The organism is Paenibacillus sp. FSL E2-0151, from assembly GCF_037993015.1.
Classification (GTDB): domain Bacteria; phylum Bacillota; class Bacilli; order Paenibacillales; family Paenibacillaceae; genus Paenibacillus; species Paenibacillus amylolyticus.
The window spans coordinates 1,053,901-1,073,507 of record NZ_CP150308.1; the positions used below are offsets into that span (position 1 = coordinate 1,053,901).

Annotated in this window: 13 protein-coding genes and 3 rRNA genes; 12 read left to right on the forward strand and 4 right to left on the reverse strand. The window is 45.8% G+C overall.

All coding sequences use genetic code 11. The features are described 5' to 3' along the window. Positions 1-4: 4 nt before the first annotated feature. From MHI55_RS04890 to MHI55_RS04900, 3 genes are all read left to right on the forward strand, one after another. On the forward strand, positions 5-1,153 hold the full coding sequence (locus tag MHI55_RS04890; protein WP_340389118.1) for a trypsin-like peptidase domain-containing protein: 1,149 nt from the start codon (positions 5-7) through the stop codon (positions 1,151-1,153). Between the two features lie 120 nt (positions 1,154-1,273). Then, positions 1,274-1,873, forward strand: a complete 600-nt coding sequence (locus MHI55_RS04895; protein WP_074096742.1) for a TetR/AcrR family transcriptional regulator — start codon at positions 1,274-1,276, stop codon at positions 1,871-1,873. 32 nt (positions 1,874-1,905) lie between these two features. Then, positions 1,906-3,126: an MFS transporter gene (locus tag MHI55_RS04900; RefSeq protein ID WP_062327247.1), complete on the forward strand. Its 1,221-nt coding sequence runs from the start codon at positions 1,906-1,908 to the stop codon at positions 3,124-3,126. Positions 3,127-3,227: 101 nt separating this feature from the next. On the opposite strand, the gene MHI55_RS04905 is transcribed toward MHI55_RS04900, so the two are convergent. The 3 genes from MHI55_RS04905 to MHI55_RS04915 form a co-directional block, all read right to left on the reverse strand. Next, the gene (locus tag MHI55_RS04905; protein ID WP_074093605.1) at positions 3,228-4,637 is read right to left on the reverse strand and encodes a glycoside hydrolase family 1 protein; all 1,410 of its coding nucleotides are present in this window, start codon (positions 4,635-4,637) and stop codon (positions 3,228-3,230) included. A 42-nt stretch (positions 4,638-4,679) separates the two neighbouring features. Then, positions 4,680-6,578 carry a beta-glucoside-specific PTS transporter subunit IIABC gene (locus tag MHI55_RS04910; protein ID WP_340389120.1) on the reverse strand — a complete coding sequence of 633 codons (1,899 nt, stop codon included), beginning with the start codon at positions 6,576-6,578 and terminating at the stop codon, positions 4,680-4,682. A gap of 184 nt (positions 6,579-6,762) precedes the next feature. Next, complete coding sequence (locus tag MHI55_RS04915) at positions 6,763-7,623, reverse strand: PRD domain-containing protein (RefSeq protein WP_340389122.1); 861 nt, start codon at positions 7,621-7,623, stop codon at positions 6,763-6,765. 312 nt (positions 7,624-7,935) lie between these two features. On the opposite strand from MHI55_RS04915, the gene MHI55_RS04920 reads away from it, so the two are divergent. The 9 genes from MHI55_RS04920 to MHI55_RS04960 all read left to right on the forward strand — a co-directional run bounded on the left by MHI55_RS04920 (position 7,936) and on the right by MHI55_RS04960 (position 17,978). Further along, positions 7,936-8,103 (forward strand): DUF3934 family protein, encoded by a 168-nt coding sequence (locus tag MHI55_RS04920; protein WP_340389124.1) that lies wholly within the window; start codon positions 7,936-7,938, stop codon positions 8,101-8,103. Between the two features lie 165 nt (positions 8,104-8,268). After that, entirely contained in the window at positions 8,269-8,700 is a 432-nt protein-coding gene (locus tag MHI55_RS04925) for a MarR family transcriptional regulator (protein WP_036605963.1), read from the forward strand. A gap of 80 nt (positions 8,701-8,780) precedes the next feature. Further along, a complete protein-coding gene (locus tag MHI55_RS04930; RefSeq protein ID WP_340389126.1) occupies positions 8,781-9,956 on the forward strand; it encodes an ABC transporter permease in 1,176 nt (391 codons plus the stop codon). A 706-nt stretch (positions 9,957-10,662) separates the two neighbouring features. Then, positions 10,663-12,215: ribosomal RNA gene (locus MHI55_RS04935) — 16S ribosomal RNA — on the forward strand. Between the two features lie 307 nt (positions 12,216-12,522). After that, positions 12,523-15,448: ribosomal RNA gene (locus MHI55_RS04940) — 23S ribosomal RNA — on the forward strand. Between the two features lie 143 nt (positions 15,449-15,591). Further along, positions 15,592-15,708, forward strand: a 5S ribosomal RNA gene (rrf, locus tag MHI55_RS04945). The 16S, 23S and 5S rRNA genes sit together here, the layout of an rRNA operon. 185 nt (positions 15,709-15,893) lie before the next feature. Next, the gene (locus MHI55_RS04950; RefSeq protein WP_076329815.1) at positions 15,894-16,517 is read left to right on the forward strand and encodes a deoxynucleoside kinase; all 624 of its coding nucleotides are present in this window, start codon (positions 15,894-15,896) and stop codon (positions 16,515-16,517) included. Further along, positions 16,514-17,170 (forward strand): deoxynucleoside kinase, encoded by a 657-nt coding sequence (locus MHI55_RS04955; RefSeq protein ID WP_076329814.1) that lies wholly within the window; start codon positions 16,514-16,516, stop codon positions 17,168-17,170. Before MHI55_RS04950 ends, MHI55_RS04955 begins: the two co-directional genes overlap by 4 nt. 325 nt (positions 17,171-17,495) lie before the next feature. Continuing rightward, positions 17,496-17,978: a hypothetical protein gene (locus tag MHI55_RS04960; RefSeq protein ID WP_339189714.1), complete on the forward strand. Its 483-nt coding sequence runs from the start codon at positions 17,496-17,498 to the stop codon at positions 17,976-17,978. Between the two features lie 564 nt (positions 17,979-18,542). Here MHI55_RS04960 and MHI55_RS04965 read toward each other — a convergent pair. Next, positions 18,543-19,286, reverse strand: coding sequence for a MerR family transcriptional regulator (locus MHI55_RS04965; protein WP_101314591.1), 744 nt, complete (start codon positions 19,284-19,286; stop codon positions 18,543-18,545). Positions 19,287-19,607: the final 321 nt, after the last annotated feature.

Consider the following 19,607-nt stretch of genomic DNA (forward strand, 5'->3'; position numbering starts at 1 on the left):
TGGAATGACCAAACGAACATGGAGTATGATCATATCCAGTGCTATTATCATTGGTGCTGGAGCAGGGGGCGTGTTCTGGATACACCAGCATTCAGCAGATCAGTTGCAGGATGGGCCCAGACTGGCAGTTGTTGCCGCGAAGGAAACGGAAAATGCGGCAGCCACGACTGCCTCCAAGCAACCTGTGAAGAAGACACGCAAACAGATTATAGAAGAAAGCCAGAAGAAAGTTGTAACGATCGAGAGTAGCAGCGGATTGGGCTCCGGTTTTCTCTACAATGATCAGGGAGATGTCGTGACCAATGCCCATGTAGTGGAGGGGGCGAATGAAGTAACTATTCGGACCTTGAACCATGAGGAATATAAGGGGACGGTTATTGGTATTGGTGATGAAACAGACGTAGCTGTAGTCAGAGTTCCTGATTTGAAAAAAGTTAAGCCGTTAATCATCGCCAAATCCAAAGCTGAGACCGGAGACGAGATTCTGGCATTGGGTAGTCCACTTGGGCTAGAGAACACCGTAACAACCGGAATCATCAGTGGGTTGGGGCGTAGCTTTGAAATAGCGCCTTACATCTATAGTAACCTCTATCAGATCTCGGCACCAATAACCCATGGCAACAGTGGTGGACCACTCATTAGTGCGGAGACTGGTGAAGTGATCGGCATTAATTCGGCGGTCGTGGAACAGGAGGGGGGAATAGGATTCAGTATTCCTATGACTAGTGTGCTCAAGCAGGTTCAGGCATGGTCCAAAAATCCTTCTGGCACAACGTCGGTGCGGACGGCTGGAGATACTCACTTGGGTTCAGCCACTAAGACATTGCAAGCAGAAGGAATTGTAACGGACTTTTATGCAAGTCTTAATCTGAGTGATTATGTCACCGCTTATGCACTGCTCGGAAGCGAGTGGCAGAGTGCTACAACATATGCCAAGTTCAGAGAAGGATATCTAAATACAAGTGAGGTGACCATCAGTGAGGTATCCTCAGTCAATAAAGGCGATGACGAGATGGAAGTGAAGGCAATGATTACAGCAAATGAACGCAAAGATGGGGAATATATACTATCGCAATATCGGGTCGAGTATCAGTTGGGTTATGAGAATGGTCAACTGAAAATATTGCATGGTAAAGGTAAAAAAGTGAAATGATTGTTGAGGGAGAGTAGGCATGCGTGCCAATTCTCCTTTTTCATTGCTTATATTGGGTGCATCTGTTAAAATACAGAACGAATGTTCAGTATGGATGGGACGGAGTGAAATGGAATGAATATGAATAAAAAACAACTACAGACTGAGCAGACCAAGAAAAAACTTGCGGATGCTTCCAAAGCCCTTTTTGTACAAAAAGGTTATAAAGCAACGTCCATTGAGGATATTGTAGCTGCGACGGGCAGCAGCAAAGGCAATATATATTACCATTTTAAAAGTAAGGAAGGTCTGTTCCTCTATCTAATCGATGAGTGGGACCGGGAGTGGGAAGAGAGTTGGGCGGCCAAAGAACATCTCTATCGCACCTCCACGGAGAAAATTTATGGTTTGGCGGAGCAATTAGTTCTGGACGATATGAATCACCCGCTGACGAAGGCAGCTGATGAGTTCTTCACAGGGGAGAAGAAAGAAAATGATATTGAGGAGCGGATCTCCTTAATGTTTGAGCGGCATATTCAATTTAATAAACAAATGATAGAGCAAGGCATTGAGAGCGGTGAGTTCAAAGCAGACAATGTAGATAATCTCGCGCTCATATTGGAAAGTACCATTATTGGCCTTAGTCAGATGTCACGGGGGATGGAGCCTGATCAGGCTCTTGCGTTATACCGCCAGGCCGCTAGTGTATTCTTACACGGGATTGCAAAAGATAAAGCTTAAGCAACATTTTGACAACTACGGAGGATGGAATCATGGCATTACTAACACGGAACAGGGGCGCATTGCTGCTGTTAATGTTTAATATTTTTCTCGTTTTTACAGGTATTGGTCTGGTTGTGCCGATCATGCCTGCGTATATGGATCTACTGCATATCACCGGATTCACGGTTGGATTGCTGGTAGCGGCATTTTCCTTCACCCAGTTTCTGTTCTCCCCGCTTGCGGGTCGTTGGTCGGATACATGGGGACGTAAAAAAATTATCGTTGGCGGCATGCTGATCTTTGCCGTATCGGAGTTTATGTTTGGTGCGGTCAATGCACCAGTCTTGCTCTTTGCAGCCCGCATGTTAGGCGGTATTGGTGCGGCGATGATCTTCCCGGCGGTTATGGCTTATACCGCAGATATTACAACAGAGGAAGAACGCGGTAAAGGTATGGGCTTGATTAATGCAGCGATTACAACCGGATTTATCATCGGTCCGGGAATTGGTGGATACATTGCGGACTTTGGCATTCGAATTCCATTCTACGCCGCTGGGGTTGCCGGTTTGCTGGCATCCATCATTACATTGATTATTTTGCCGGAATCTGCACGAAGTACAGGAGAACAAAGTAAACCTATCCCTGGTTTAACAAAGGCCAAAGCTCCGGGTATGGTATCCCAATTGCTCAATTCATACCGTGAACCGTACTTTTTCAGTTTGATCATCGTGTTTGTTATGGCATTTGGTCTGGCGAACTATGAGACGGTATTTTCACTATTTGTGGATCACAAGTTTGGCTTCACGACCAAAGACATTGCATTTATTATTACATTTGGCTCCATCGCGGGTGCGGTTGTGCAAGTATCCTTGATCGGTTGGTTGCTCAATCGATTTGGTGAAAAGATGGTCATTTCAGTCTGTCTGTTATTTGTAGCCGTATTTGTACTGTTGACCTTGTTTGTAAGTACGTACTGGATGATTCTCGTCGTAACGTTTATCGTCTTTCTGGGTATGGATATTTTACGTCCGGCGATCAGTACACAGATGTCCAAACTGGCACAAGAACAACAGGGCTTTGTGGCCGGACTGAACTCGGCGTATACCAGTTTGGGGAATATCGCAGGTCCAATCGTAGCTGGAGCACTGTTCGATGTGAATATTAACTATCCTTATGTTTCAGCAGCTGCCGTTCTGGCGATCTGTTTCCTGTTATCCCTACGAGTACTCAGAGGGGCCAAAGCGGTAAAACAACCGAAGGCTGAAATGTAATTTTATAATTGGAAAATAAAGCTTCCATATCAATGCATCAACACCAAAAAAGTCGACTACACATGTTTCATGTGCAGTCGACTTTTTTATTAGTGCGTGTATTAACGAATTTCTCCATTCGTTTCAATCAGTTTTTGATACCAGTGGAAACTCTGTTTGCGGATACGTCTCAATTCCTTGATATCGAATTCCTCACGATCCACATAGATGAATCCATAACGTTTGCTCGACCCTTGATGTGTGCTGACCAGATCGATCGCAGACCAAGGGCAGAAGCCAAATACATCCACGCCGTCCGTAATCGCCAGTTGAATCTGTTCGATATGTTTATTGAAGAATTCAATACGATATGGATCGTTAACCACGTCGCCTTCCTCCAGTTTATCAAAGGCACCCAGACCATTTTCCGTAACAATCAATGGCAGGTGATAACGGGAGTAGATCTGGCGCAGGGTAGAGCGGAAGCCCACGGGATCAATTTCCCAGCCAAACTCCGTTTTTTGCAGATTGGGATTCACAGATCCTCTATATGCGCCCGGTTCACCTACGATTTCATGCTGGTCTCCTGTATGGGAGAAGTCATTACCATCGTTCAGGCTTTCACCAACCGTTTGGGAAGTATAATAGTTAAACGCAATAAAGTCAGGGTTTCCTTGAGCCAGGATGTCCATATCTCCGTCTTCAATGACAGGCGTATATCCTTTCTCTTCGAGATAACTCCAGGCAATATGGTTATAACGTCCATATACCGCCATATCGAGATAGAGCCAGTTACGAATGGCAGCATAGTTATCAGCCGCGAGTGTGTCTTCTGGTTTGGAACTCGCCGGGTAAATTACACCGATATTGGGAGCTGGGCCAATCTTGGCTTCAGGCAGCATTTCATGACACAGGACCATGGCTTTAGCTTGAGCAACCAGCATGTGGTGATTTTGCTGATACAGTGTTTTTTGCGGATCAACAAGTGTTGTATCCAGTGTACCCAGAGAGCCAGGATGCAGGATTAGCATATTTTGTTCGTTGATGGTCAGCCAATATTTAACCCGATCTCCGTAGTTCTCATATAGGGTCTTGGCATATTGTTCAAAAGCATCAATCGTTGCTCGGTTGGACCAGCCGCCTTTTTCTTCAAGCGCATAAGGAAGATCGAAGTGATACATCGTCACAATGGGTTCGATACCGTATTTAATTAACTCATTAATGAGAGAATCGTAAAAGGCGAGTCCCTTCGGATTTACCTCACCCGCTCCTTGCGGATAGATGCGTGTCCATGCGATGGAGAAACGGTAGGCTTTGAAGCCCATTTCGGCGAGCAACGCCACATCTTCTTTGTACATATGATAATGATCACTGGTTACCTTGAAGTCGGTTACGCCTTCCACATGATTCCCCATGTCGATGACAGAAGGGCCTTTACCATCTTCATTCCAGGCTCCCTCAATCTGATAGGCAGAGGTTGAACCTCCCCAGAAAAAATCTTTAGGAAATGGTTTCAGTTGAGTATGTTTCATAGTTAGTTCCTCCTAAGTTGAATTCGTATAAGATAAGTTGGGTCAGACAACGAGAGTCAGCAGGACATCATTTTTCTGTACCTGTTCCTGAGTTGTTTCGAACACATCTACTTCTTGCAGCGTTAGGGTCACAATGACAGGGGTTACGGTTTCGTATCCGGCTTCCTTGATCTTATCGATGTCAAACTGGATCAACAGATCGCCCTGTCTGACGATATCACCTTCCTGAACAACTGGAGAGAAGTGTTTTCCCTTTAGCGCTACTGTATTGATGCCGATATGAATCAGGATTTCCGTTCCTGCGTTGGTTGTTAATCCAATGGCATGTCCAGTTGGGAAGAGGGAAGTGACAACGCCATCTACGGGAGCGACAACTTCGCCAATCTCAGGGACAATCGCCAAACCTTTGCCCATAGCACCAGTCGAAAAGGCGGGGTCGTTAATGGTATTCAGTGCTACGGATTTACCAGTAAGTGGGCTATAAATTTGTTCTTTCTTGATCTCCGTTGTTTTGGTCTCAGGTACGACAGGAAGTTCTGCCGGCGTACTTTCAACTGACGTGTGGGGGACAGATTCATTGGTCGCGGAAACTTTGTCTTTGGTTTTGCTTTCATAACCAAACATCACCGTTAATACCGCGGCTACCGCAAAGGAGCAGGCAATCGCAATTACGTAGACAACCGTTGGTGTATAGACAGGAATGGCAAATATATTGTGGAACACATAAGCAGTCATTTTAACACCAAAGTGACCATTGATGGCACCGCCGATCGCACCTGCGATAACCACAATAGGAATCACACGTTTATAACGCAGGATCAAACCGTATACAATTGGTTCAGTGACTCCTGCGAGTAAACCTGTAAGGCTGGTTGAGCCAGCAAGAGTGCGCAGGGTTTTGTTCTTTTTGGCTTTCAGGAAAATACCGAAGGCTACACCGATTTGTGCAAATACAGCTGCAGCAGCCATGGCTTCAATCGGATCGCCGCCAACCCCGATGTTCTGTATCGTGATTGGAGTGAAGCCCCAGTGGAGTCCGAACACAACCATGAAGGTCATGAAACCACCCAGTACAACCCCTGATAATATACCGCTGACACCAATGAGCCAAGTTACGCCGGAAGAGATCCAGTCACCTACCGTGGTACCGAATGGTCCAAAGGCCATTGCGGACAGCGGAACCATAATCATCAAAGCAATCATTGGTACAAGGAACAATTGCAGGTCTTTCAAAATGATTTTCTTGAGTAACTTATCGAGAACAGCGTAGATACTAATCGATATGAAGATTGGGAATACGCTGGCTGAATAATTCATCATCACAACCGGTATACCCAGGAACGATACATCTGAGCCCTTATCCATCAGCCCAGTGAAACTAGGTTCCATTAGAGCGGCACCAATTACGCCAGCTACATAAGGATTGGCTTTCAGCTTCATACCCAGTGTGATGCCAAGGAAGATGGGCAAAAAATAAAATACAGCGTTGCCGGCAGCGGATAAAATCAAGTATGTGTCACTTGTATCCGACATCCATCCGAGCATGGTCAGGACAGTCAGCAAAGCTTTTAGCATACCTGATCCTGCCATAGCCGGGATTAACGGTGAGAAACTTCCGGATATGATTTCAAAAACTTTGGATAATAGCGAGGTTTTTTCCCCTATGGACTCAGCTGATGAGGAGGAATCTCCTCCGAAATCTCGGTTTTTCATGATCTCCGCATATACATGAGCCACGTTACTACCGATGACAACCTGGAACTGGCCGCCGCTTTCGACAACGGTAATAATGCCGTCATGCTTTTCAAGCGTTTCGCGTTCGGCTTTTTTGGAATCTTTCAGGTCGAATCTCAGCCGGGTTGCACAGTGGACAAGACCATTGATATTGGCTTCTCCGCCGACGAGACGAACGATGTCATCCCCCATTTTTTTATGATCCATGTTCATTCTCCTTTGTTGTTAAGATTGCCTGAAAACAAAAAAATACCTAAACGAATGGCTATGATCATCGGAAAGATGACCTGTTGCCAATCATTTAGGTATCGCCTGCTTGAGCAGTAACAATCCTTGTCGTTAAGTTGTGAGACCTACTATATATGACGCCGAAATCGTTTGCAAGCTTTTTTTATTCCGCGTCCAGCAACTCGTTACGGGAAGTGACACGCTGAATATGGATCGTCAAATACACCTTTTCATCAATGGACATGGCACTTTCAAACTTGTCTTCGAGGTACTGATTGATCCGTTGTGTGCATTCAAATGCCTTGCTATATTTGTCCTTCACCTGCTCATACAGAAAGTTATCTCCTGAAGCAAATTGCTCCTGTTCATTACTCAACATTCTCTGCACAAAGTATTGCAGATGGGTAATAAACCGGGAATAATTAAATGAATTCTCATCCAGGGCGATGTGGTAATGGTTGGTCACAATGTTGAAGATATCATCAATTACTTCAGTGATTTCAACGGTTTGTTTCATGCCTTGAGCATCTTGACGAGCGTTAACAAAATGCATCGCAATAAAGCTGGCCTCATGTTCATCCATCTGGATGCCGAATTGTTCCTGGATCAGCTCCACAGCGTTCATACCAATCCCAAACTCTTTCTTGTAAAACTTCTTGATCTGCCACAAAAGGGAATTTTTCAGCCCGACGGATTTACGGTACCGGGTAATGGCAAACTGAATATGATCGATCAATGAAATATAGATATTATCACTAAAAATATCGCCCATTTCCTTTTTGGCATGGCCTACAATTTCGTCCGCTAACTTCAAATATTCAACCGATGTTTCCCCAATCAGATCGATTAATTTTTGTGGTATTTTATCCGATTTCAGCACAAAGGTTTTTTCGATTTTATCCTCATCCACAGGCTGTCCATTTTTCTTTTTGAAGCCAAGACCGTTGCCAATGACAACAAATTCGTGACCAACCTGGTTCTCAGCCCGGATGACATTGTTGTTAAAAATCTGACGGATGATCATATATGTGTTTCACCTCAATTGGTCGTAATAAAAACAAAAAACCCAAACTAAGGCTTAATAGACAGCCTTGGTTTGGGTATCGCCTGCTTACCAGTAACAATCCCGAAGAAGACGCAGCTTCCTCTTTCAATTATGTCCACTATACCGCTTTCATAACAGAATAACAATACAATGATTTATGGAAATGGACGTAAAGACGTGGATTTTTGGTATAATAAGAAATGCTGGAAGTGAATTAGATGGGCTGGGTTGCATAATAAGTTACCGAGGACGGTCATTTTTAAGCATATACAGGATTATTGGAGTGATAACATGAGCAATGCAAAAGGAAAAGGCGGCACCGGCCGTGGTACGGGTAAAAAAGGCTGGAACCGTTGGCAAGCCGCTGCTAACCGGGCGAAAAGTGCACCGAAGCCTTATAAAAGTAAAGGCACAAAGAAGAAGGACGATACCGAACCTTCAAGTGGCAAGCCCGAGTAAGTATGGCTTGACGATGCCAGAGGAGAGAGCTGCCTGACTAACGGGTGGGTCTCTTTTTGCTTGAAAAGATAAAAAATTAAATTGACAGTAATGTAAATATGGTAATAATATAGAGCTTACGCAAATTAGATGGTAGTGCTACTATGTAGAGAAAGGAGCAACAGCATGCCTGTTAATATGGATGAAAATCCACTTGGACTGATTCTGTCACGGACGTATCTGGCATACAAAAAAACAACAACCAGAAATCTGAGTGAACAGGATATTACTCCGGAACAATTTGCAGTCTTGAATGAATTGAGCAAGGCTGGAAGTCATATATCACAGAAAAAACTGGCTGAATTAACCGTGCGGGACCAGACAACGGTAGGCAAAATTATAGACAAGTTGATTCGCAAAGGTTTGGTGACAAGAGAAGAAGATCCACAGGATCGCAGAGCGGTTTTGCTTTGTTTGACGGCGGAAGGACTGGAAATGAATAACGTTCTGACACCAAAGGCAAAACAGCAAGAGCAAGAGGCACTCGCCGAATGTTCTCCTGAAGAGCTTGAAGCATTCATGAATGTGATGAATCGTATCTATGAAAAGATGAAATAAATTTTTTTGAGCAATTATGTGCATGTGCATATATATGTAGTGCAATTATTTTAATTTTAACTAATGGGAGTCGTGAACGAATGAGAAGCTTCAAAGATTTTCTTAAAGTGCCACAGACAAAAATAGGATTGGTTTTTGCATTGATTGTTCCGCTGTTATTTGTTGTGATCTGGATGACGGGTTATCATCAAGCCACGGAGAGAGTGGATCAACTTCAAGTTGCTCTGGTGAACGAAGACGGGACACAGGGAAAAGAGGTGCAGAAGCAGATTGAAACGCTCGCGCCTTTCCATGTCAATGTTCTGGGATCTGCCGAGGAAGCTGAGCAACAGATGAATGCAGGTAACTATGCGATGGTTATTATTATTCCGGAAGGATTCACTGACCAGATTGCAGGAGGCACAGAGGCGAGCTTGTCCTTTTATATCAATCAGGGAAATGCCGATGTAGCCAAATCCATTGTGGAACACGCGGCGACTGGAATGACTGCACAAATGGGACAAGGGATTCTGGAATCCAAGGTTCAAGTGACCCTTAACCAGGATAGTACCAACAACGATGAGTTGAGTGCAGCTATTGGACAAGCGATGGCAAAGATGAATGAAGGGCCTGTAAAGGCTGAAATTAATAAAACGAACAGTGTGAGTGATTTTGCTACATCGATGCTTCCCATGATTCTGGGTTTTATCACCTACATTGCTGCGATGACAATGAACATTCAGTTTAATATTACGTCGAATATGATGAAGCGTACCCATTCCAAATGGGAAATCTTCTGGGGACGGCAAATGCTGTTATTGTGTATAGCAGTGATCGTTCCTCTAATAGTGGATACAGTTGCTCTTCTGTTCACGGATGTGGCGAGCTCCTTCGGCGCGTTGTATCTGTATCATGTGCTGGTGAGTCTGGCTTGTATCTGTTTTACACAAATGAGTTTTGCCCTGTTTGGCAATGCAGGTCCTCTATTTAATGTAGCGATGGTTCCGCTCCAGTTGATGACAGCAGGAAATATAATTCCAGCCGAGATGCTGGCGCCATTCTACCGTTATATCGGAAACTTTCTGCCCGCTTCCAATGGGGTACAGGGATTTATGCGTTTGATCTACAGTGGAGAAGCAGTGGGGGGATACATGGTTCATCTTCTGTTGATCTCGATTATTACGTGGGGAATTACGTTGCTGCGAGTTGGTATGCAAAAAGCAGGTAATGGACAAATGACGATGACGCCTCCAGCATCAGCACAGGCACAACATTAAGAGTTTCCTTCTATATATAATGTAATAACACACACAAGAAAGTGGTTCACGTATAGTTATATGCGTGCATCACTTTCTTTGTGTATCTTCTATAATACTTCTACTTATACTCGTGGTAACTTACAGTGCCCCCCAGTAATCTTGCATGACCTTGATAAAAGGACAACCTAAATTGAGCATATTAATGAAGCTAAAATATATGAGAGGAGATGTAGGCTAATAAGTTTAAAATAAATTGGACATGTATTGCGATGTATGAATGGAAAAAATGTCATTTAAGCTATAATAAACTTTACACTGGGATAGAGGAGAGCAACACAGTAAAGGTAGTTGATTTGTAGTAAATGAATTTTATTAAATTAAGTATTGTAATTAATATCTATACGTGATATATTATTAATCCGGCCAAGAAAACACGGTTTAACACTGGTGCGGCAAGCAAATGAAATAAGCTTCGAAAGAAACTTAAAAAAAGAGCTTGCAAAGTTGGTTCGGACATGATATTATATAAGAGTTGCTGAAGAGAACAACATTCGGTAACAAAACAAGTTTGATCTTTGAAAACTGAACAACGAGTGAGTAAAACATTCTGCTTGCAGAATGAACGCGAAAGTTTGAGACAAGCCTTGGCTTGGATCGACTGGAGCACAAATGAGATTTTTAATCTCGTCAGATTCAAAATGAGCTTATCGCTCTTTTCAATACTTTATTGGAGAGTTTGATCCTGGCTCAGGACGAACGCTGGCGGCATGCCTAATACATGCAAGTCGAGCGGACTTGAAGAGAAGCTTGCTTCTCGGATGGTTAGCGGCGGACGGGTGAGTAACACGTAGGCAACCTGCCCTCAAGTTTGGGACAACTACCGGAAACGGTAGCTAATACCGAATAATTGTTTTCTTCGCCTGAAGGAAACTGGAAAGACGGAGCAATCTGTCACTTGGGGATGGGCCTGCGGCGCATTAGCTAGTTGGTGAGGTAACGGCTCACCAAGGCGACGATGCGTAGCCGACCTGAGAGGGTGATCGGCCACACTGGGACTGAGACACGGCCCAGACTCCTACGGGAGGCAGCAGTAGGGAATCTTCCGCAATGGGCGAAAGCCTGACGGAGCAATGCCGCGTGAGTGATGAAGGTTTTCGGATCGTAAAGCTCTGTTGCCAGGGAAGAACGCTTGGGAGAGTAACTGCTCTCAAGGTGACGGTACCTGAGAAGAAAGCCCCGGCTAACTACGTGCCAGCAGCCGCGGTAATACGTAGGGGGCAAGCGTTGTCCGGAATTATTGGGCGTAAAGCGCGCGCAGGCGGTCATTTAAGTCTGGTGTTTAATCCCGGGGCTCAACCCCGGATCGCACTGGAAACTGGGTGACTTGAGTGCAGAAGAGGAGAGTGGAATTCCACGTGTAGCGGTGAAATGCGTAGATATGTGGAGGAACACCAGTGGCGAAGGCGACTCTCTGGGCTGTAACTGACGCTGAGGCGCGAAAGCGTGGGGAGCAAACAGGATTAGATACCCTGGTAGTCCACGCCGTAAACGATGAGTGCTAGGTGTTAGGGGTTTCGATACCCTTGGTGCCGAAGTTAACACATTAAGCACTCCGCCTGGGGAGTACGGTCGCAAGACTGAAACTCAAAGGAATTGACGGGGACCCGCACAAGCAGTGGAGTATGTGGTTTAATTCGAAGCAACGCGAAGAACCTTACCAGGTCTTGACATCCCTCTGATCGATGCAGAGATGTATCTTTCCTTCGGGACAGAGGAGACAGGTGGTGCATGGTTGTCGTCAGCTCGTGTCGTGAGATGTTGGGTTAAGTCCCGCAACGAGCGCAACCCTTATATTTAGTTGCCAGCACTTCGGGTGGGCACTCTAGATAGACTGCCGGTGACAAACCGGAGGAAGGTGGGGATGACGTCAAATCATCATGCCCCTTATGACCTGGGCTACACACGTACTACAATGGCCGGTACAACGGGCTGCGAAATCGCGAGATGGAGCCAATCCCAACAAAGCCGGTCTCAGTTCGGATTGCAGGCTGCAACTCGCCTGCATGAAGTCGGAATTGCTAGTAATCGCGGATCAGCATGCCGCGGTGAATACGTTCCCGGGTCTTGTACACACCGCCCGTCACACCACGAGAGTTTATAACACCCGAAGTCGGTGGGGTAACCGCAAGGAGCCAGCCGCCGAAGGTGGGATAGATGATTGGGGTGAAGTCGTAACAAGGTAGCCGTATCGGAAGGTGCGGCTGGATCACCTCCTTTCTATGGAGAATCGTTTCCTGCAACGGAAACATTCAAATAAGCAGCTTAGCTGCAAAACACTCACTCGTTGTTCGGTTTTGAGAGCTCAAACTCTCAAAACAGCTTGCTTTTGCATGGAGCTTGTTCTTTGAAAACTAGATATCGAAACGAAACAAACGCGAATTAGAACATTCCTTTTTAGCTGAACTTGTGTTAAACAAGTTTCAATAAAAACGGTAGATTGCACGTACGATGGTATCGAATGGGAGCGACTTTTGGCTTTGCGCAAGCAAAACAAGGGAAGCGAGCAGTCGAAACCGGAGCACGAGGTTAAGCTACTAAGAGCACACGGAGGATGCCTAGGCGCTAGGAGCCGATGAAGGACGTGGCGAACAACGAAACTGCCTCGGGGAGCTGTAAGCAAGCTTTGATCCGGGGGTGTCCGAATGGGGAAACCCAGCTGGGGTAATTTCCAGTTACTCATAACTGAATACATAGGTTATGCAGAGGCATACCAGGGGAACTGAAACATCTAAGTACCCTGAGGAAGAGAAAACAATAGTGATTCCGTCAGTAGCGGCGAGCGAACGCGGAGAAGCCCAAACCAAAGAGCTTGCTCTTTGGGGTTGTGGGACGTCTCACATGGAGTTACAAAGGAACCGGTTAAGCGAAGAGGTCTGGAAAGGCCCGCCAAAGAAGGTAAAAGCCCTGTAGTTGAAAGTTGGTTCCCTCCGAGACGGATCCCGAGTAGTGCGGGGCACGTGAAACCCCGTATGAATCCGGCAGGACCATCTGCCAAGGCTAAATACTTCCTAGCGACCGATAGTGAAGCAGTACCGTGAGGGAAAGGTGAAAAGCACCCCGGAAGGGGAGTGAAATAGAACCTGAAACCGTGTGCTTACAAAAAGTCAGAGCCCGTTTTAGGGGTGATGGCGTGCCTTTTGTAGAATGAACCGGCGAGTTACGTTCCCGTGCAAGGTTAAGGTGAAGAGCCGGAGCCGCAGCGAAAGCGAGTCTGAATAGGGCGATTTAGTACGTGGACGTAGACCCGAAACCGGGTGATCTACCCCTGTCCAGGGTGAAGGTGCGGTAACACGCACTGGAGGCCCGAACCCACGCATGTTGAAAAATGCGGGGATGAGGTGGGGGTAGCGGAGAAATTCCAATCGAACTCGGAGATAGCTGGTTCTCCCCGAAATAGCTTTAGGGCTAGCCTCGGAAAACAGAGTCGTGGAGGTAGAGCACTGATTGGGTGCGGGGCCCGCAAGGGTTACCAAGCTCAGTCAAACTCCGAATGCCATAGACTTACTTCCGGGAGTCAGACAGTGAGTGCTAAGATCCATTGTCAAAAGGGAAACAGCCCAGACCATCAGCTAAGGTCCCCAAGTGTGTGTTAAGTGGGAAAGGATGTGGAGTTGCACAGACAACCAGGATGTTGGCTTAGAAGCAGCCATCATTGAAAGAGTGCGTAATAGCTCACTGGTCGAGTGACTCTGCGCCGAAAATGTAACGGGGCTAAACACACCACCGAAGCTATGGCTTGATGCTTTGCATCAGGGGTAGGGGAGCGTTGTATAAGGGTTGAAGGTGTACCGTAAGGAGCGCTGGACATTATACAAGTGAGAATGCCGGTATGAGTAACGAAAAGATCAGTGAGAATCTGATCCGCCGAAAGCCTAAGGGTTCCTGAGGAAGGCTCGTCCGCTCAGGGTAAGTCGGGACCTAAGGCGAGGCCGAAAGGCGTAGTCGAAGGACAACAGGTCGAAATTCCTGTACCACCGTAAGCCGTTATGAGCAATGGGGGGACGCAGTAGGGTAGTGACGCGGACTGATGGATGTCCGTCTAAGCAGTGAGGCTGATGTGTAGGCAAATCCGCACATTGTAAGGCTAAGCTGTGATGGGGAGCGAAAATTATAGTAGCGAAGGTCATGATCTCACACTGCCAAGAAAAGCCTCTAGCCAGGTGATGGTGCCCGTACCGCAAACCGACACAGGTAGGCGAGAAGAGTATTCTAAGGCGCGCGGAAGAACTCTCGTTAAGGAACTCGGCAAAATGACCCCGTAACTTCGGGAGAAGGGGTGCCCCGGTAGTGTGAATAGCACGAGGGGGCCGCAGTGAAAAGGCCCAAGCGACTGTTTAGCAAAAACACAGGTCTGTGCGAAGCCGTAAGGCGAAGTATACGGGCTGACGCCTGCCCGGTGCTGGAAGGTTAAGGGGAGTGGTTAGGAGCAATCCGAAGCTGTGAACCGAAGCCCCAGTAAACGGCGGCCGTAACTATAACGGTCCTAAGGTAGCGAAATTCCTTGTCAGGTAAATTCTGACCCGCACGAATGGCGTAACGACTTGGGCGCTGTCTCAACGAGAGATCCGGTGAAATTTTAATACCTGTGAAGATGCAGGTTACCCGCGACAAGACGGAAAGACCCCATGGAGCTTTACTGCAGCTTGATATTGAATTTGGGTACGATCTGTACAGGATAGGTGGGAGCCTTTGAAACGTGAGCGCCAGCTTGCGTGGAGGCAACGTTGGGATACCACCCTGATCGTATCTAGGTTCTAACCTGGTACCGTAATCCGGTGCGGGGACAGTGTCAGGTGGGCAGTTTGACTGGGGCGGTCGCCTCCTAAAGAGTAACGGAGGCGCCCAAAGGTTCCCTCAGAATGGTTGGAAATCATTCGAAGAGTGCAAAGGCATAAGGGAGCTTGACTGCGAGACCTACAAGTCGAGCAGGGACGAAAGTCGGGCTTAGTGATCCGGTGGTACCGCATGGAAGGGCCATCGCTCAACGGATAAAAGCTACCCTGGGGATAACAGGCTTATCTCCCCCAAGAGTCCACATCGACGGGGAGGTTTGGCACCTCGATGTCGGCTCATCGCATCCTGGGGCTGAAGTAGGTCCCAAGGGTTGGGCTGTTCGCCCATTAAAGCGGTACGCGAGCTGGGTTCAGAACGTCGTGAGACAGTTCGGTCCCTATCTGTCGTGGGCGTAGGAAATTTGAGAGGAGCTGTCCTTAGTACGAGAGGACCGGGATGGACGTACCGCTGGTGTACCAGTTGTTCCGCCAGGAGCACCGCTGGGTAGCTATGTACGGACGGGATAAACGCTGAAAGCATCTAAGCGTGAAGCCCCCCTCAAGATGAGATTTCCCAGTATGTAAGACCCCTTGAAGACGACGAGGTAGATAGGCTGGGGGTGGAAGTGCAGCAATGCATGGAGCTGACCAGTACTAATCGGTCGAGGGCTTATCCAATAGCAAGTTGTAATTCGCGTGTTTCGTTTCGAATCTAGTTTTCAGAGAACGATCTCTGAAATGAAAATTGGTACATCACAGAGCGTGTGTATAATTTTCAGTTCCATATCTGATTTTAAGAAGCTATGCTTCGACAAATCGCGTTTGGTGGCGATGGCGGAGGGGTTCCACACGTACCCATCCCGAACACGACCGTTAAGCCCTCTAGCGCCGATGGTACTTGGACCGCAGGGTCCTGGGAGAGTAGGACGCCGCCAAGCAATCTAAAGACACACTTGATGATATCGAGTGTGTCTTTTTTATTTTAATGTAATTCATAAGTTCCGATTTGACTTGTTATATACATAAAATACTGGCGTTCCAATCCTTAAAGCTGTGATACAATAGGTGAGGTCTATATAGAAAACGGAAACACGCATAAGTACGAGGAGGAACAGTGAACACGATGAAATCAGCCCCGTTTATTGCCGTGGAAGGTCCGATCGGAGCGGGGAAAACAACGCTGGCAACGATGCTTTCCCATGAATTGAATCTTCCGTTAGTTAAAGAAATCGTAGAAGAGAATCCATTTCTGGCTTCCTTTTATCAGGATATCGACGAGTGGAGTTTCCAATTGGAAATGTTTTTTCTGTGTAATCGGTTTAAACAACTTGAAGACACGGGCGTTCATTATGTAGAGCAGAATACCCCAGTCATTTCAGACTATCATATCTATAAAAATATGATTTTTGCCGATCGTACCTTAAAGGGAACGAAACGGGATAAATATCGTCAAATCTATCATCTGTTAACAGATGATCTGCCAAAGCCCAACCTGGTGCTCTATATTGAAGCTGAACTGGATACGCTGATGTACCGCATTAACAAGCGTGGACGCTCATTTGAGCAGGATATGGACCCGGCATATATGGAACAACTGATCGCCGATTACAAAACAGGCATGGATTATCTGGCAAATAGCACAAATCCGCCAGTAATCATTAAGGTCAATGCAGAGCAACTCGACTTTGTGGAACATCCTGAACACTTCAGGCAAATTGTTAATCAGGTAAAGGAGTATATCATATGAATAACTATGGCATTTCAACGAATGCATTAATTACGGTAGCAGGTACGGTTGGAGTGGGTAAATCCACGTTAACGGCTGCGCTTGCACAGCGTTTAAATTTCAAGACTTCTCTGGAACAAGTTGATCATAATCCATATTTGGAGAAGTTCTATCATGACTTTGAGCGTTGGAGCTTCCATCTGCAGATTTATTTCCTTGCAGAGCGCTTCAAGGAACAGAAAAAGATTTTTGAACTAGGTGGGGGATTCGTACAGGATCGTTCCATCTATGAAGATACGGGCATTTTTGCACAAATGCATGCAGATCAAGGAACCATGTCTGCTACAGATTTCGAGACATACAGCAGTTTATTTGAAGCAATGGTAATGACACCGTATTTCCCACATCCAGACGTGCTGATCTATCTGGAAGGCAGTCTGCCTTCGATTTTAAACCGTATTACGGAACGCGGACGCGAGATGGAGATTCAGACGGACCGTTCGTACTGGGAACACATGCACGAGCGCTATTCCGTGTGGATTGATCAGTTTACAGCTTGCCCTGTGCTGCGTCTGAACATTGATGAGTATGATGTGCATGATCCGGCATCGGTGGATGCCATTTTGGCACAGATTGCAGCTGTCATTCAGCCTTCCAAGGAAGTGCAAAGGTAAGATAGAGAGAGCTTTTCAATGTAGTTTTCTCGGTTACATTGGTTATATCTATGATACAGATATGGACAACATCCCTTCTACGGCTATTATGCTGTTGGAGGGGTGTTTTTTTATGTGCCAAGGGAATGATTATGAGAGGTTTGTGGACAAAACTAAAATGATATCCGAGCGAATAAGGAAATGGATGCTTAATATATCTTTTCTATTATGTAAATACATGGAACCAAAAGTAGAAAAATGTTGAATAATAAGTCTTTTTGTGGTTTCATAGGAAAGGTGAATTCTGGAAAAGAAGCATATGCATGACTCAGGAGGGAAAGACAACGTGGAAGAGAAACAAGGAGTTAAAATCGGTATGCCGATCATTGGTGGCTTAATTGCAGCCATTCTGGGAGGCATCGTATGGGCAGCTATTGCTGCAATGACCGATTATGAGGTGGGATTAATTGCGATTCTGATTGGAGCGCTCACAGGTTACGCAGTTGTGTTGTTCTCCAATAAACAAATTGCGACGGTACATAAGATTATTGCCGTACTGTTTGCACTTGTCGGCATTTTGTTGGGGAAATATCTGACGGTGGTTTATTTTACTTCCGAACTGTTTGGTGATGTAGGCGTGATGGAACTTGTGTTTGATAGCGAGATGATCAGTGCGTTTGTGGAAACCTTCCAGGACTATTTCAGTCAACCGATTGATTTGTTATTCATTGTGCTTGCGATTGTGTCTGCATGGCAGATTCCTGGCCGGATGGCGAGAACCAGTCAAGCTACGGATGCATCTTCATCGGATCACGCGCCAAGAGCTTAATCGGATAGACGGTAGACGCTTGGCAGCAAAATGAAGAACGTTTGACAGAAGAAACTTAATGCTCATCATCCTAAGCACTTGTGAAAAGGTTATATCGAAGGAATGGGAGCAGAAGAAAAACGTAGTAAAGAGCATCTACTTTAAAAGATATTTATAAAGTACTCAGAGTGAGCAGCAGTTAGGCTTGTTCACATTGCGGCTGAGTTACTTCCATACACAAAAGGGACGTGACGCCTGAGAGGGCGAACGTCCCTTTTGTGTATCTACTGGGCAGGTAGGCGGGATATCCGCTCATAATGGCTGTAGTAACTCCGGATCGATCCAATTTATTTACAACGTAACCCTAGTATATATTCAGCATCTTCAAAAGGTAATTACAAGAAGGACGGTCACCACAGGAGGAAGGTTCAAATGTCCTGATGTCATGTACAGCGATATAGCTGATGACGAGAGATTACTTTTACCACTACGGACAGAGGTTTAATTTCCAGACTATCGTTTATAATCTACATCTGATGGTAATGAGAGTTGAATAAACTGTATGTGGTTGAATACAGGGTTATATTATTTGTTTTGGTCAGCAAATACAGCCATAGCATCTCTCATAAATACAGCCAAACCATCGCCAAACTGATCAATATTACGCGTGAAGCGTTCATCGTCCACGTACATCTGACCAAGTCCTCTAAAGGCTTCAGGTGAGTAGCTTCCCATTTGGTTTAGCCAAGTGAACCACTCTTTGATGCCTGCCTGTGCCTCCTCAGATGCTGGTTCTATGTGACGAAGTGAAGCCAGATGTTTGTAGATTTCGTTCATTTGATCGGATAGAGCCTTCTGATCTGTGGTTGATTTACTGTGCAGCTTCTGATTTGCGTGATCGACGGCATGGTCTCCCCAACGTTCCCGCGCTTCTTGTTCATACGGATTCTGGCTAAAATCAAATCCTTCGAATTGTTCTTTGGCTGTCATTTTAATTTCTCCTCTCACGTGTAAAACCGTTCTATCAATGGTAGCAATCATCTGGTCCAAGCGTTGGCGCTTCTCCAGCAGTATAAGTCGATGCATTTTAAGTGCTTCTTCCGGATTGAAGGAGGGGTTGGTTATAATGTTTTTGATCTCCTTCAGAGAGAAGTCGAGTTCCTTGAAAAACAATATTTGCTGCAACCGTTCCAGGTTGGCATCTGAATATAATCGATATCCGGCAGAAGTTACTTCGTCCGGTGTTAACAATCCGATCTCATCATAGTGATGCAGTGTGCGCACACTGATCGAGGCAAGTTCGGCAACTTCTTTTACCTTCATGGCCATGTGTGAAACCTCCTTACAACACCGATTGTACAGTGTCACGTTACGTGAGAGTCAACCGTTGAAAATGAAAAAACAAGATGCGAGCATGGAAGCTGCATCTTGATCATGGATTGGTGAATAGATGTGAATATATAATTTGAACTAAAGATTATTTATACTGACACTACGACGACAGAATAATCTTCCAATCGCTGTTATCCCCAGATTTTTTCGCTTCCCCTTTCTCAAGGGAAAATCCGGGGATAAAGGCGAACGCTTCGCTTTTTCAGGTTTTTTCTGTCCTCTCCGTTATCGTGTAAATGATTAGTTCAACTTATATAG